This is a genomic window from Methylobacterium symbioticum, from assembly GCF_902141845.1.
GTDB classification, from domain to species: Bacteria; Pseudomonadota; Alphaproteobacteria; order Rhizobiales; family Beijerinckiaceae; genus Methylobacterium; species Methylobacterium symbioticum.
The window spans coordinates 1-14616 of the sequence record NZ_CABFPH010000125.1 but is presented as its reverse complement, the minus strand read 5'-3'; the positions used below and the strand labels follow the sequence as shown (position 1 = coordinate 14616).

The 14616-nt window shown below is 70.7% G+C and carries 13 protein-coding genes; 7 read left to right on the top strand and 6 right to left on the bottom strand.

Annotated elements, in window-relative coordinates; genetic code table 11:
• Positions 1-210 precede the first annotated feature (210 nt).
• Entirely contained in the window at positions 211-1236 is a 1026-nt protein-coding gene (locus MET9862_RS25430; RefSeq protein ID WP_142585753.1) for a TerC family protein, read from the bottom strand.
• 193 nt (positions 1237-1429) lie between these two features.
• On the opposite strand from MET9862_RS25430, the gene MET9862_RS25425 reads away from it, so the two are divergent.
• From MET9862_RS25425 to MET9862_RS25415, 3 genes are all read left to right on the top strand, one after another.
• Positions 1430-2659 (top strand): TIGR03862 family flavoprotein, encoded by a 1230-nt coding sequence (locus tag MET9862_RS25425; protein ID WP_142585752.1) that lies wholly within the window; start codon positions 1430-1432, stop codon positions 2657-2659.
• A complete protein-coding gene (locus MET9862_RS25420; RefSeq protein ID WP_142585751.1) occupies positions 2656-3348 on the top strand; it encodes a spermidine synthase in 693 nt (230 codons plus the stop codon). Before MET9862_RS25425 ends, MET9862_RS25420 begins: the two co-directional genes overlap by 4 nt.
• Before the next feature lie 65 nt (positions 3349-3413).
• Positions 3414-3851 carry a hypothetical protein gene (locus MET9862_RS25415; protein WP_142585750.1) on the top strand — a complete coding sequence of 146 codons (438 nt, stop codon included), beginning with the start codon at positions 3414-3416 and terminating at the stop codon, positions 3849-3851.
• 34 nt (positions 3852-3885) lie between these two features.
• Here the strand turns inward: MET9862_RS25415 and fae are convergent, their stop codons facing one another.
• A complete protein-coding gene (gene fae, locus MET9862_RS25410; RefSeq protein ID WP_142585749.1) occupies positions 3886-4425 on the bottom strand; it encodes a formaldehyde-activating enzyme in 540 nt (179 codons plus the stop codon).
• On the opposite strand from fae, the gene MET9862_RS29655 reads away from it, so the two are divergent.
• Both MET9862_RS29655 and MET9862_RS25405 read left to right on the top strand, forming a co-directional pair.
• Positions 4424-4567 carry a hypothetical protein gene (locus MET9862_RS29655; protein WP_185157004.1) on the top strand — a complete coding sequence of 48 codons (144 nt, stop codon included), beginning with the start codon at positions 4424-4426 and terminating at the stop codon, positions 4565-4567. The two genes, fae and MET9862_RS29655, sit on opposite strands and share 2 nt — an antisense overlap.
• Positions 4568-4618: 51 nt before the next feature.
• Positions 4619-4858 carry a hypothetical protein gene (locus tag MET9862_RS25405; protein WP_142585748.1) on the top strand — a complete coding sequence of 80 codons (240 nt, stop codon included), beginning with the start codon at positions 4619-4621 and terminating at the stop codon, positions 4856-4858.
• 30 nt (positions 4859-4888) lie between these two features.
• Here MET9862_RS25405 and MET9862_RS25400 read toward each other — a convergent pair whose 3' ends face one another.
• The 4 genes from MET9862_RS25400 to MET9862_RS25385 all read right to left on the bottom strand — a co-directional run bounded on the left by MET9862_RS25400 (position 4889) and on the right by MET9862_RS25385 (position 11594).
• Positions 4889-5329, bottom strand: coding sequence for a hypothetical protein (locus MET9862_RS25400; RefSeq protein WP_438616657.1), 441 nt, complete (start codon positions 5327-5329; stop codon positions 4889-4891).
• A 321-nt stretch (positions 5330-5650) separates the two neighbouring features.
• On the bottom strand, positions 5651-9397 hold the full coding sequence (gene metH / locus MET9862_RS25395) for a methionine synthase (protein WP_142585746.1): 3747 nt from the start codon (positions 9395-9397) through the stop codon (positions 5651-5653).
• 200 nt (positions 9398-9597) lie between these two features.
• A complete protein-coding gene (gene metF / locus MET9862_RS25390; RefSeq protein WP_142585745.1) occupies positions 9598-10518 on the bottom strand; it encodes a methylenetetrahydrofolate reductase [NAD(P)H] in 921 nt (306 codons plus the stop codon).
• A 50-nt stretch (positions 10519-10568) separates the two neighbouring features.
• Positions 10569-11594 (bottom strand): ArsR/SmtB family transcription factor, encoded by a 1026-nt coding sequence (locus tag MET9862_RS25385; RefSeq protein WP_142585744.1) that lies wholly within the window; start codon positions 11592-11594, stop codon positions 10569-10571.
• A 214-nt stretch (positions 11595-11808) separates the two neighbouring features.
• Between MET9862_RS25385 and MET9862_RS25380 the strand changes: the two genes are divergently transcribed.
• Both MET9862_RS25380 and MET9862_RS25375 read left to right on the top strand, forming a co-directional pair.
• Positions 11809-13023: an MFS transporter gene (locus MET9862_RS25380; protein WP_142585743.1), complete on the top strand. Its 1215-nt coding sequence runs from the start codon at positions 11809-11811 to the stop codon at positions 13021-13023.
• Between the two features lie 47 nt (positions 13024-13070).
• On the top strand, positions 13071-14558 hold the full coding sequence (locus MET9862_RS25375; protein WP_142585742.1) for a PepSY domain-containing protein: 1488 nt from the start codon (positions 13071-13073) through the stop codon (positions 14556-14558).
• Positions 14559-14616 lie beyond the last annotated feature (58 nt).

Genomic DNA, 14616 nt, shown 5'->3' with positions numbered 1-14616 from the left:
CAGGCTGCTCCGCCCGGCCGCGCGCCTCGCGGGCCTGGCGCGGCGTCGCTCGGCCGCCGGCACCGCGGCGCTGGCCGACGCGTAGAATCCCGGAATTCCAAAGGGATCATCCCTTTGGCGGGTCCAGGGCGGAGCCCTGGGTCCTCTCGTCAGGGCTTCGCCCCGACACCCCACCGAAGGGACGCAAGTCCCTTCGGGATTCCTTGATTATCAGGCCCGGCTGCGGATCTCGGCCCGGGGCTCGACGGGCGCGGCGTGCGGCGCCTCCCCGCGGGTGCGCCACAGGCTGTAGAGGATGCCCGCGATCAGCACGACCACCGTGACCACCAGCGAGACCCAGGTCGGCACGTGGACGAGGCCGAAGGTGTCGGCGACGACGATCTTGGTGCCGATGAAGATCAGGATGAAGGCGAGCGCCGTCTTCAGGTAGGCGAAGCGGTCCACCATCGCGGCAAGCGCGAAGTAGAGCGCCCGCAGGCCCAGGATCGCGAAGATGTTCGAGGTGTAGACCACGAAGGTGTCGGTGGTGATCGCGAAGATCGCCGGCACGCTGTCGACGGCGAAGATCACGTCGGCGCCGTTCACGAGCACCAGGGCGAAGGCCATCGGCGTCAGCCAGAGGGCGACCTTGCCGGTCTTCGGGTCCGTCTTGCGCACCAGGAAGCGCTGGCCGTGCAGTTCCGGCGTGATGCGCAGGGCGCGGCGCAGGAAGCGCACCACCGCGCTGTCCCGGATGTCGCCCTCGTCCTCCTCCTTCGCGAAGAGCATCTTGAGGCCGGCATAGATCAGGAAGGCGGCGAACAGGGACAGCACCCAGTGCGCCTGATGCACGAGCGCCGCGCCGAGCCCGATCATCAGGCCGCGCAGCAGCACGGCCGCGAGGATGCCCCAGACGAGGACGCGGTGCTGGGCCGCCCGCGGGATGCCGAGCGCCGACAGGATCACCGCGATGACGAAGACGTTGTCCATCGACAGCGACTTCTCGACCACGAGGCCGGTGACGTATTCCTGGCCGGCCTGCGGGCCGAAATACCACCAGACCCAGCCGCCGAAGGCGAGGCCGAGGCCGAAATAGAAGGCGGTGAGGAGAAGGCTCTCCTTCACGCCGATCTCGTGCTCCTTGTCGCGGTGCAGGAGGCCGAGATCGAAGGCGAGCAGGCCGACGATGAGCACGTGGAAGCCGAGCCACATCCAGATCGGCTTGCCGAGCCACAGAACAAACAGAAAATCCATCATGGACGGGACCGCGATGCTCCTTGAAAGGGCATCGGCTCCGACATCACGGGAGCAGCGAAGTGCATCCCGCCAGAGGGGCCCGCAGCCGATGGGCGCGAGTTAGGTGGGCGAAAGGGGCGAATCAAGGGCAGGCACGACATGGCTCGCCGCCGAGCCTTGACAGAGCGGCCCCGGTGACGGCTTGCCCACAGCCATGTCCACAGATCCGACAGAGGCGCGAGCCCTCGCGGTGGTCGGCGGCGGCCCTGCCGGTCTCGCCGCAGCCGAGTATCTCGCAAGTGCCGGCCAGGCCGTCATCGTCTACGAACGAATGCCCTCTCCAGCCCGCCGCCTCCTCCTAGCCGGCCGCGGCGGCCTCAACATCACCCACAGCGAGCCGCTGCCCGCCTTCCTCGGCCGCTACCATCCGGCCGGCATCTTGGAGGCGGCGATCCGCGCCTTCCCGCCCCAGGCCCTGCGCGACTGGTGCGCGGACCTCGGCGAGCCAACCTTCGTAGGGTCCAGCGGACGCGTCTTCCCCGAGCGCTTCAAGGCCTCGCCTCTGCTGCGAGCTTGGCTCACGCGGCTCGAATCCCTCGGCGTCCGCATCCGCACCCGGCACCGGCTCGTCGCCATCGAGGGGCGCAGCCTCGTCTTCGAGACGCCGGAAGGACCCGTCCGGCATGCGCCCGAAGCGGCCCTGCTCGCGCTCGGTGGGGCGAGCTGGCCGCGCCTCGGCGCGGACGGGTCCTGGGTGCCGCTGCTGACCGGCCTCGGCGCGCCAGTCTCGGCGCTGCGCCCGGCCAATGTCGGCTTCCGGGTGGCGTGGTCCGAAGTGTTCCGCACGCGCTTCGCGGGCGAGCCGGTCAAGCGTGTCGGACTTTCCGTCGGCGGCCGCGCGGTACTTGGCGAGATGGTGGTCACGCGCACCGGCGTGGAGGGCGGGGCGGTCTACGCGCTCTCGCGGCTCCTGCGCGAGGCCGCGGCGGCGGAGGGCGCGGCCGAACTCACCCTCGACCTGCGCCCCGACCTCGCCGCGGACGCCCTCGCCCAACGGCTCGCCGCGCAGCGGCCGGGGGAATCCCTCGCCAACCGCCTGCGCAAGGGCGCCGGGCTCGTCCCAGTGGCCGCGGGTCTGCTGCGCGAATCGGCGGGCGGGCCGCTGCCCGCGGATCCGGCCGCGCTTGCCGCACGCATCAAGGCCGCGCCCCTGCGCATCGACGGGCCGGAGCCGATCGACCGGGCGATCTCGACGGCAGGCGGCCTCGGGGCTCTTGATGCGCGTTTCATGCTGAGAGACCACCCCGGCCTGTTCGCGGCAGGCGAGATGCTCGACTGGGAAGCGCCCACGGGCGGCTACCTCCTGCAGGGCGCCTTCGCCAGCGGCCGGGCGGCGGCGGCCGGCATGCTGGCCTGGCTCGACGAGTCCGGAGGCGCGGCGTGATTCCCTGGGTCCACATCGACACTGCGGCGATCCCGAAGGATGGTGGCACGCTCAAGCTGATGCGGCGGGGCAGCGAGTTCTCGATCCAGCTCGGCCAGAATGAGCTGATGAACAGCCGCCTCAGCGGCTCCGAGGAGGCGCTGGCGCAGCTCGCCTGCGGCCGGGTCTCGGCGCGCCCGAGCCCCCGCATCCTGATCGGCGGCCTCGGCATGGGCTTCACCTTGCGGGCGGCGCTCGCGGCCCTGCCCGAGCGGGCGGAGGTGGTGGTGGCCGAGCTGGTGCCCGCCGTCGCCGCCTGGGCGCGCGGGCCCTTGTCCGAGATCTTCGGCGGCATCCTCGACGATTCGCGCGTCCGCTTGCACGAGACGGACGTCGCCGCGCCGATCGCAGAGGCGACCGGCACCTTCGACGCGATCCTGCTCGACGTCGACAACGGCCCGGACGGGCTCACGCATCCGGGCAACGACCGGCTCTATGACCATGCCGGGCTGGGCCAGGCCCGCCGGGCGCTGCGGCCCGGCGGCGTGCTCGCGGTCTGGTCGGCCCATCCCGACGCCGCCTTCACGCGGCGCCTGCGCGATGCCGGCTTCGCGGTGGAGGAGGTGCTCACACGCGCCAACGGCCGCCGCGGCGGGACCCGCCACCGGATCTGGCTGGCCGAGAAGCCCACGGGCGGCGGCCGGCGCTGACGGATCACGGCTCCGTCAGGCGGGTCAGTCTCGACAGCGGGCCGGACCTGCGGCATCCAGGCGCCATGCTTCGCCTCGCCCTCGCCTGCCTCCTCCTCACCACCGCCGCCCGGGCCGACGAGTGCGACGGCCTTGCTCGCCAGATCGCCGAGGCGATCGGCGGCAAGGTCGGGCGCCGCTCCGGCCCGAGCATCGACATCCGCATGCCCGGCGCGATCAAGGTCGACCTGACCTGCCGCGCCGAGCCGATCGTGCAGGCGAGCTCCAGCGAGGCGCAGCCCTCGGCCACCTTCTTCAACGACCTCGCGATAGCCTCGCAGATCGTGATCGGCGAGCCGGCTGCCTCGGTGGCGCCGATCATCGCCCAGGCGCACGCCACCTCGCTCGCCGAGCGGCGCAAGTCCTTTGTCCAGCAGAACGGCTGGTCGGCGAGCTGCTACACCGACCCGGCGAGCAGCTCGCTGCGCACACTCTGCTCGGTCGGGCGCATCCCACCGGGCTGAGGCGCGCCCCAAGGGTTCCGCCGACCCCGCGCGATCAGTACTCGATCACGTCCTCAAGCGCGTAGTGCTTCACCGTCTTGCGGTTGGCGATCAGTTCCTCGACGGTCGGCTCGCCCTTCAGGGCGCGGGCAATCGCGAGCTTCGTCGCCTCGTAATTGGTCCGGTAGAGGTCCTTCTGGTCAAGGTCGTCGTGGTCGGCGCAGCGCGGGTCGAGCCAGATCATGATGATCATGCACAGCTCGTCGAGGCCCTCCTTCGGCAGGATGCCCTCGATGATGCAGTCGACGATGGCATCACCGGTCGCCGCCTGGACCACGCCGCCGAGGAGCTCGACATACTCGGCCGTGTGGATCGTCGCCTTGGTGGTCATCATCGTTGCCGGGCGCACGAGCTGGTTGAGGTCGCGCACCACGAACATGCGCGTATGGCCCTGGACCTGCCCCATCATCGAGGCGAAGGCCTGCCCCACGGGGCCGCGGGTCGAGCCGATCAGAACCTCGGGCATCGCGTCGGTGTACTGCCCTTCGGCGGCGAGGACGGTGGCCTCGCCGGTGCGGAACCAGATCTCGGACATGCTTCTTTCCTTCGGAGGCCTGTTGGACGATGGCGTCTGGGATGGCGCCGGAGCGGATGCGATCGTCCGCGCGGGAGACATCATCGCGCGGCTGTCTCGTCAACAGGGGATCGTGCCCTTGCCGCGGGCGATCACGGATTGACCGAACCGGGCAGGTCTGCGAACGGCCACTCGACGAGCACGGGGGTGCGGCATGCGGGAACCCGGACGAGGAACCGAGCGAGGTGCCGACGGCCAGGGCTGGAGCCTGTCGGCGACGCCGGTGGCCGACGGCGTGCGCCTCGAACTCGCCCTGCCCGATCTCAACGGCACGCCGGCCAGCGCCGTGCTCGTGCTGGAACGGGGCGAGGCGCGCGCCTTCGCACGGGCCCTACTGGCCGCCGCGGGCGACGCCACCGAGCGGACCTTCCGGACGCAGCCCGACGAGGCCTGAGCGCCGGCCTCCCCTCCGATCAGAAACGCGTCAGCGCGAACCAAGGCCCGGATTCACGCGGCCGGGCAGGCGCGGCACCTTGGTGCCGCGCGGCTCGATCGGCCCGGCGCAGGTGTAGCGGAACTCCGTCTGGAGGTCGCTGAACACGCGCTCGCCGGCGATCTTGCAATCCTCGCGCACCGTCTCGTCGAGATAGGTGCGGGCGGCGACGCGGAAGCGCTCGGCCCGGGTCTCGGCCGGGTCGCGCCCGGTGTAGGCCTCCCCGACGCTGCACCCGGTCACCTCGCGCAGGGTGTTCGACACCACGAGCATCCGGCGCTGCTGGCGCTGATCGTAGACCTCGTAGGGGTCCTTGCAGCCGATCGTCACCACCTGGGGGGTGAGGCTGACATAGGTCTTCGAGATATAGGAAAAACCGGTGCAGCCCCCGAGACCGAGCGCGAGGGCGAGCGGGCCTGCGAGCCTTCGCATCGTCGTCGCCACTCCTTCACACACCGCGGGATCGGCGCATTGAAACGGCTGCGCTTGTCCGGTCAAGCGCCTGGAAGACACAGGAGGTGGATCATGGGACCAGTTGCCCCCGCTTCTCGCCCCTGGGACCAAGCCGGCGGCTGACCGGAACGAGGACGCAGGGCGAGCACGTGGTTGTCGATCAGCCCAGCGCAGGCACCCATCGAAGTTCCGGCAGCAGCGCACGTCCAGACCGGATGACCTTCGCGAGATCCGCCATCATCTCCTCGCACCTCCCCCGATCGATCTCGCGCGGATCGATCGGGGCAGCCTAGCGGAAGGCTACTCTGCTGCAGCGAGGTAGCGGGTGGGGTCGTAATTCAAGATCGGGCCGAGCCAGCGCTCGACCTGTGCGATATCCATCCCTTTACGCAGGGCATAATCCTCGACTTGATCGCGCTCGACCTTGGCGACACCGAAGTAATGCGCCTCCGGATGCCCGAGATAGAGACCCGAAACCGATGAACCCGGCCACATGGCGTAGGATTCGGTGAGTTTCACGCCGATCCGGCTCTCTGCTTTGAGCAGATCGAACAGCGTGACCTTTTCTGTATGATCAGGCTGGGCCGGATAGCCTGGAGCCGGCCGGATGCCGGCGTATTTCTCGTGGACGAGTTCGTCTGCGGTGAATCGCTCGTCGGGTGCGTATCCCCAGAACTCCTTACGCACACGTTCATGCATCCGCTCCGCGAAGGCCTCGGCGATGCGGTCGGCCAACGCCTTCACCAGAATCGCGCGGTAATCGTCGTTCGCCCGCTCGAAGCGCTCGGCGATGCGCACCTCCTCGAGGCCCGCGGTCACCACGAAGGCGCCGACGTAATCGGCGATGCCGCTGTCGGCGGGCGCCACGAAGTCCGACAGGCAGGTATTGGCGCGCCCGTCGCGCTTGGAGAGCTGCTGGCGCAGGCCATGGAAGGTGGCGAGCGTCTCCTGCCGGCTCTCGCCGGTATAGAGCCGGATGTCGTCGCCGACGGCGTTGGCCGGCCAGAAGCCGATCACCGCCTTCGGATTGAACCAGCGCTCCTCCACGATCTGCTTCAGCATCGCCTGCGCGTCCTCGAACAGGGCGCGCGCGGCCGGGCCCTGCTCGGGATCGTCGAGGATCGCGGGGAAGCGGCCCTTGAACTCGTAGGTCTGCAGGAACGGCGTCCAGTCGATATAGGGGACGAGGTCGGCGACCTCGTAGGAGCCGAACACCCGCGTGCCGGTGAAGCTCGGCTTCGCGGGCCGGTAGCCCGACCAGTCGGGCTTGAAGGCGTTGGCCCGGGCCTTGGCCAGCGGCAGGCGCTGCTTGTCGGCCTCGGAGCGGGCATGCGCCTCGGCGACCCGGGCATATTCGGCCCGGACGGTCTCGATGGTCGAGCCGCGCGTCTCCCGCGAGATCAGGCTCGACACGACGCCGACCGCGCGGCTCGCATCGGTGACGTAGACCGCCTGGCCGCGATTGTAGGCCGGGTGGATCTTCACCGCCGTGTGCACGCGGCTCGTGGTGGCACCGCCGATCAGGAGGGGCACGTCGAGCCCCTCGCGCTCCATCTCGCCGGCGACATGCACCATCTCGTCGAGGGAGGGCGTGATCAGGCCCGACAGGCCGACGATGTCGACCTGCTCCTTCTTCGCGGTCTCGAGGATCTTGGCCGCCGGCACCATCACGCCGAGATCGATGATCTCGTAGTTGTTGCAGGCGAGCACGACGCCGACGATGTTCTTGCCGATGTCGTGCACGTCGCCCTTCACGGTGGCCATCAGCACCTTGCCGGCCGCCTGCCGGCGGCCGTCGCCGCCGCCCGCCTTCTTCTCCTCCTCCATGAAGGGTTCGAGATAGGCGACCGCCTGCTTCATCACGCGGGCCGACTTCACCACCTGCGGCAGGAACATCTTGCCCGAGCCGAACAGGTCGCCGACCACGTTCATGCCGGCCATCAGCGGGCCCTCGATGACGTGGAGCGGGCGCGCGGCGGCGAGCCGCGCCTCCTCGGTATCCTGGACGATGTACTCGGTGATGCCGTTGACCAGCGCGTGCTCGATGCGCTTCTCGACCGTGCCCTCGCGCCAGGTGAGATCGGCGGTCCTGGCCTTCTCGCCCCCGCCCTTGAAGCGGGCGGCGGCGTCGAGCAGCCGCTCGGTGGCGTCGTCGCGGCGGTTGAGGACCACGTCCTCGCAAAGCTCGCGCAGGTCCGCCGGGATCTCGTCGTAGACCGCGAGCTGGCCGGCATTGACGATGCCCATATCCATGCCCGCATGGATGCAGTGGTACAGGAACACCGCGTGCATCGCCTCGCGCACCGGCTCGTTGCCGCGGAAGGCGAAGGAGAGGTTCGAGACGCCGCCCGAGATATGGGCGTGCGGCAGGGTCTCGCGGATCTGCCGGGTCGCCTCGATGAAGGCGACGCCGTAGCCGTTATGCTCCTCGATGCCGGTGGCGACCGCGAAGATGTTCGGGTCGAAGATGATGTCCTCCGGCGGGAAGCCGACGGTCTCGGTCAGCACCTTGTAGGCCCGGGTGCAGATCTCGACCTTGCGCTCCAGCGTATCGGCCTGGCCCTGCTCGTCGAAGGCCATCACGACGACCGCGGCGCCGTAGGAGCGGCACACCTTCGCGTCGTGGATGAACTTCTCCTCGCCCTCCTTCATGGAGATCGAGTTCACGATCGGCTTGCCCTGGAGGCATTTCAGGCCGGCCTCGATCACCTCGAACTTGGAGGAATCCACCATCACCGGCACGCGGGCGATGTCGGGCTCGGCGGCGACGAGGTTCAGGAACTCGACCATCGCCTTCTGCGAATCGAGCAGGCCCTCGTCCATGTTGACGTCGATGACCTGGGCGCCCGCCGCGACCTGATCGCGGGCGACGTCGAGCGCGGCGGCGTAGTCGCCGTTGGTGATGAGCTTGCGGAACTTGGCCGAGCCCGTGACGTTCGTGCGCTCGCCGACATTCACGAAGGGGATCTCCTTCGTGAGCACGAAGGGCTCCAGGCCCGACAGCCGCATCAGGCGCGGGATCTCGGGGATCCGTCGCGGGCTCTTGTCGGCCACGGCCTCGCTGATCGCCCGGATATGGTCGGGCGTGGTGCCGCAGCAGCCGCCGACCATGTTGACGAGCCCGCTCTCGGCAAACTCGCCCACCAGCTTGCCCATGGCCTCCGGGCTCTCGTCGTAGAGGCCGAACTCGTTGGGCAAGCCGGCATTCGGATAGGCGCAGACCAGGGTGTCGCAGATGCGGGAGAGCTCGGCGATGTGGCCGCGCATCTCACGCGCGCCGAGCGCGCAGTTCAGGCCGAAGGTGAGCGGGCTCGCGTGGCGGAGCGAGTTCCAGAACGCGGCCGGCGTCTGGCCCGACAGGGTGCGGCCGGACAGGTCGGTGATCGTGCCCGAGATCTGGATCGGCAGCCGGATCCCGGTCTCCTCGAAGACCTGCCACGCGGCGGCCACCGCCGCCTTGGCGTTCAGGGTGTCGAAGATGGTCTCGATCAGGATCAACTCGGCGCCGCCGTCGATCAGGCCGCGCACCTGCTCGACATAGGCCTGTTTCACCTGATCGAAGGTGACGGCCCGGTAGCCCGGATTGTTCACGTCCGGCGAGATCGACAGCGTGCGGTTCGTCGGGCCGATGGCGCCGGCCACGAAGCGGCGGCGGCCATCCTGCTGCTCCGCGAGCTTGGCCGCCTCGCGGGCGAGGCGGGCGCCCTGCGCGGTCAGCTCGTGGATGATCGATTCCATGCCGTAATCGGCCTGGGCGATCGTGGTGCCCGAGAAGGGGTTGGTCTCACAGACGTCGGCGCCCGCGAGGAAGTAGTCGAGATGGATCTGCCGGATCGCGTCCGCTTGCGTCAGGATCAGGAGGTCGTTGTTGCCCTTCTGGTCGTGAGCGTGGTCCTTGAAGCGCTCGGCCCGGAAATCGGCCTCGGTCAGGCCGAGCCGCTGGATCACCGTGCCCATCGCTCCGTCGAGGACGAGGATCTTTTCCGAGGCGCGCTGGCGGAGCGCACGCTCGATCTCGGTGCCGTCGACGGGGGGGAAATCGGTCATGTCGGACGATCCTGGGAGTTTCCGGGGAGGCGATGGCCGAAAGCGTCGGGCCCATCAACCCACCCCATCCTGAGGTGCCGGAGCGAAGGAGGTCTCGAAGGAAACCTCCGGAGAGCACGGTCATTCCTGGAGCCCTCCGTCGAGGCGACCGCGGCGCGGTCGCCCCTCAGGATGAGGCTCAGGAGCGGAGAAACGAGCGTTCAGGCCGCCTTCTGCGCCGCCACCTTCGGCCCTTGGGCGCGCAGGCCGAGCAGATGGCAGATGGCGTAGACGAGGTCCGAGCGGTTCATCGAGTAGAAGTGGAAATCTTCGACGCCCTGGTCGACGAGGTCCAGCACCTGCTCGGCGGCGACCGCGGCGGCCACCAGCCGGCGCGTCTCCACGTCGTCCTCCAGGCCCTCGAAACGGGCGGCGAGCCAGTAGGGCACCGAGGCGCCGGTGCGGCGGGCGAAATTCGCCGCCTGCTTGAAGTTCTGCACCGGCAGGATGCCCGGGATGATCGGGATCTCGATCCCGGCCGCGCGGACCTTGTCGAGGTAGCGGAGATAGATCTCGTTATCGAAGAAGAACTGCGTGATCGCCTGATCGGCGCCCGCATCGACCTTGGCCTTCAGGGCGTCGATATCGGCATCGAGCGAGGCGGCCTCGGGGTGCTTCTCCGGGTAGGCCGAGACCGAGACCTTGAAGTCGCCGATGCGCTTGATGCCGGCGACGAGGTCGGCGGTCTGGGCGTAGCCGCCGGGATGGGGCCGGTAGGCATGGCCGACGCCCTCCGCCGGGTCGCCGCGCAGGGCCACGATGTGGCGCACGCCCGCATCCCAGTAGGATTGCACGACGCCGTCGATCTCCTCCTTCGTCGCATCGACGCAGGTGAGGTGGGCGGCAGGTCTCAGCTTGGTCTCGCGCACCATGCGCGCGACGGTGTTGTGCGTGCGCTCACGGGTGGAGCCGCCGGCGCCGTAGGTCACCGAGACGAATTTCGGCTGCAGCGGCGCGAGCCGCTCGATCGAGTTCCAGAGGATCTTCTCCATCTCCTCGGTCTTCGGCGGGAAGAACTCGATGGAGACGCGGATCGGGCGGTAGCCATCCCGGCTGGCGCGGTGTTGGGAGGCTGTGGGCATCGGGATCGTCCTCTATGTCGGTCGGTTCAGACGACGGAACCGTCGGATGGTCAGGCGACCGCGCGGGCGGGCACGGCTGCGATGTCAGGGGTGGTCTCGGCGGGCGCCTCGGATTCCGTGGCGAGCCAGAGGGTCACGGTGAGCTGGCCCTGCTCGGCCGGGGCGAGGCCCCGGGTCGTCACGCGGCCCAGGCCCGCATCGGCCAGCCAGCCGGCCACCTGCTCGGCGGCGAAGCCGAGACGGCGATGGGCCTGCGACTCGCGCAGGAATTCGAGATCGTGCGGCGCGAAGTCGACCACCAGCAGCCGGCCGCCCGGCGCCACGAGGCGGGCCGCCTCGCGCAAGGCCCGGGCCGGGTCGTCGAGATAGTGCAGAACCTGATGCACCACCACCAGGTCGAAGCTCGCCCGGGCGAAGGGCGGGGCGTGGATGTCCCCCTGGCGCAGCTCGACGCGGTTGAGGCCGAGCCGCTCCAGGTTCGCCCGCGCCACGGAGAGCATGGCGTGGCTCGAATCGAGGCCTGTCGCCCGCTCGGCGCGGGGGGCGAGCAGGCCGAGCATGCGCCCCGTCCCGGTGCCGAGATCGATCAGGCTGCGGATCGGCCGGCGCCCCAGGGTCTCCAGCACCGCCGTCTCGACGATGGCCTCGGGCACATGGAGCGAGCGCAACTCGTCCCATTTCGGCGCGAGCCGGGCGAAGAAGCTCTGCGCGGCCTCGGCGCGCTGGCCGCGAACGGCCTCCAGCCGGGCGCGGTCCTCGGAGAGCGGCGGCCCCTCGCGCTCCAGCCCCGCCAGCAGCGGATCGACCAGGGCGAGGCGCCCCTCGGCCAGGCGGAAGAAGGCCCAGGCCCCCTCGCGGTGGCGCTCGACGAGGCCCGCCTCGACCAGAAGCTTCAGATGGCGCGAGATCCGCGGCTGCGACTGGCCGAGGATGTCGGTGAGGTCGGAGACCGAGAGCTCGCCCTCGGCGAGCAGCGCCAGGATGCGCAGGCGCGTCTCCTCGGCCGCGGCGCGGAGGACGCCGAGCGCGTTGGAGAAGGCGAGCGCGGGCGCCGCGCCGATGCGTTCGAGAGACATAAAGATATCTTTATGTTCGTTTCGAACAGGACGCAAGCGGCTTTTTCGGGGCCAGACCGGTCCGGCCGCCCGATCCGGCCATCCGAGGCGGCCATCCGAGGCGGCGCGCCCTGACGACGTGCGTCTTCCGACACCCTGCCCCGCGCCTCGGCCGTTGACGGCGCCGGCCAGGCCGCTTCAACACCGCGCCGGGGCCAGGAGCACGGGCACGGGCATGGACGGGAGCGAGAGCCGGCTGATCCGCAGCGGCACGCCGGAATTCCGCAGGACGACGGTGGCGCTGGCGGCGGCCGGATTCTCGACCTTCGCGGTCCTCTACAGCGTGCAGCCGCTGCTGCCGATCTTCTCCGAGGATTTCGGGGTCTCGCCGGCCGAGAGCAGCCTCGCCCTGTCGCTGCCCTGCGCCCTGCTCGCAGTGGCGCTCCTCGTGGTGAGCCCGCTCTCCGAGGTCTTCGGCCGCAAGCCGGTCATGCTGGCCTCGCTCTTCGCCTCGGCGGCGCTCACCATCGTGGCGGCCCTGATGCCGGGCTGGCACGGCTTCCTGGCGCTGCGGGCGCTGGCGGGGCTCGCGGCGAGCGGCCTGCCGGCGGTGGCCATGGCCTATCTCAGCGAGGAGATGGACACGCGGGCGATCGGCCTGTCGATGGGCCTCCTCGTGGGCGGGAACGCGCTCGGCGGCATGACCGGACGGCTGATCGCGGGGGTGTTCGCCGACCACGCGCCCTGGCGCCTCGGCATCGGCGTGATCGGGGCGCTGGCGCTGCTCGCCGCGCTGGCTTTCTGGCGGGCGCTGCCGCCCGCGCGCAACTTCACCGCCCACCCGATGCGCTGGCGCGAGGTGCCGGCCACCTTCGGCCAGCATTTCCGCGATGCCGGCCTGCCCTGGCTGTTTGCGGAGCCCTTCCTGCTGATGGGCGGCTTCGTCTGCATCTACAACTATATCGGCTTCCGCCTGCTGGAGCCGCCCTTCTCGTTGAGCCAGACCGCGATCGGGGCGATCTTCGTGGTCTATCTCGCGGGCACGGCGAGCTCGACCGTGACGGGCGAGATCGCGAGCCGGCTCGGCCGGCGCCGGGTGCTCTGGCTCGCGATCACGACGGGGCTCGTCGGCATCCTGATGACCCTGTCCGACAACCTGCTGGTGGTGATCGGCGGCATCGTCGTCGTCACCGTCGGCTTCTTCGGGGCCCATTCGGTCGCGAGCAGCTGGGTCGGCCGGCGGGCGCTCCGCGACCGGGCGCAGGCCTCCTCGATCTATCTCTGCCTGTACTATCTCGGCTCCTCGGTGCTCGGCACCGCGGGCGGCTGGGCCTTCGCCCATGGCGGCTGGCCGGGCGTCGTCGCCTTCGTCGGCGGCCTCTACGGCATCGCCCTGGCCATCGCGCTGCGCCTCGCGCGCCTCGCCCCGCTGCCGCAGGCCGGACCCTGAGCGCGGCTTGACCGGGGGCGCCGCCCGCGCCACGGCTCGGCCGCGCCATGATCCCCGCTCTCGCGATCCCGTCCCTCGCCCTCCCCGGCACAAAGCGCCTGAAGCGCTGGCTCTTCCTCGGCCACCGCTGGCTCGGGATCCTCACCGGCCTGTTCTTCGCGACGTGGTTCGTCTCCGGGATGGTCATGATGTACGTGGCCTTCCCGCGCCTGACCGAGGCGGAGCGCCACGCGGCGCTCCCCGCCATCGCCTGGGCGAGCGTGGTCCTCGACCCCGGGACGGCGCTGGCGCGGGCCGGGCTCGCGCCCGAGGACATGCGCCGGATCGACCTCGCCATGCTCGGCGACGAGCCGGTCTGGCGGATCCTGCCCTGGACGGGCGCGCGCCGCGCGCTCTCGGCCCGGGACGGGCGGAGGATCGCGGGCGCCGACGCGGCTCTCGCCCGCGCGGTGGCGTCCCACCACCCGGCGGCCCGGGACCCGGCCGTGCGCGACCTGACCACGCGCGACCTCTGGACGGTGCACCAGCGCTACGACGGGGCGCGGCCCTTCCACCGCGTGAGCCTCGGCGACGCGGCCGGGACCGAGCTCTACGTCTCCGCCGTCAGCGGCGAGATCGCCCTCGACACCACCCGGCACGAGCGGCTCTGGAACTGGGTCGGCGCGGTGCCGCACTGGCTCTACCTCACCCCCCTGCGGGCACGGACCGAGCTGTGGCGCGGCGTCATCCTGTGGCTGTCGGGACTCTGCATCGTCGGCGCGGTCACGGGCCTCGCGGTCGGGCTGATGCGCCTGCGCGGCCTGCGGACGCCCCATCGCGGCTGGATGGCCTGGCACCATGTCGCCGGGCTGACCGGCGGGATCGCGCTGATCGCCTTCATCGCGAGCGGCTGGTTCTCGATGAATCCGGGCCGCTGGGTCTCGCCGCCGGCGCCCGAGCCCGCCGCGCTCCTCGGCTATGCCGGGCCGGCCGGCCCCCTCCCCTTCGACCGCGCGGCGCTCGCCGCCGCCTGCCCGGCGGTCGAGATCCGGCTCCACCGGGTCGCGGGCCGGCCGGTGACCGTGCTGGCCTGCCGCGACGGCGGCCGAATCGTCCTCGGGCCGCCGGAGCCGCTGGAGGCGGCGATCCGCGCGGGCGCCGGCGCGCTGATGCCGGAGGCGGCGCCGCCCCGGCTCGAACGGATCGGCCGCCCCGACCTCTACTGGTACGGGCCGGACCGGCGCCTGCCGGTGCTGCGCGCGGCCTTCGACGATCCGGCCGGGACGTGGTTCCACATCGATCCGGAGACGGGCGAGGTCCTCGACCGGATGGACCGCTCGAACCGGGCCGCGCGCTGGCTGTTCAACGCCCTGCACTGCCTCGACTTCGCGGTGCTGACCGGAAACCGGCCGGCCTGGGACCTCGCGCTGCTCACCCTCTGCGCGGCCGGCCTCGCGATCTCGCTCTCCGGCATCGTGATCGGCTGGCGCAGGCTGCGCCGCACCGTCAGGTCTCGATCATCGCGCGGATTCGGCTGGCCAGGACGTCGACGCTGAAGGGCTTGGTCAGCACGTGCATGCCGGGCTCGAGGCGGCCGCCGCCGAGCGCGGCGTT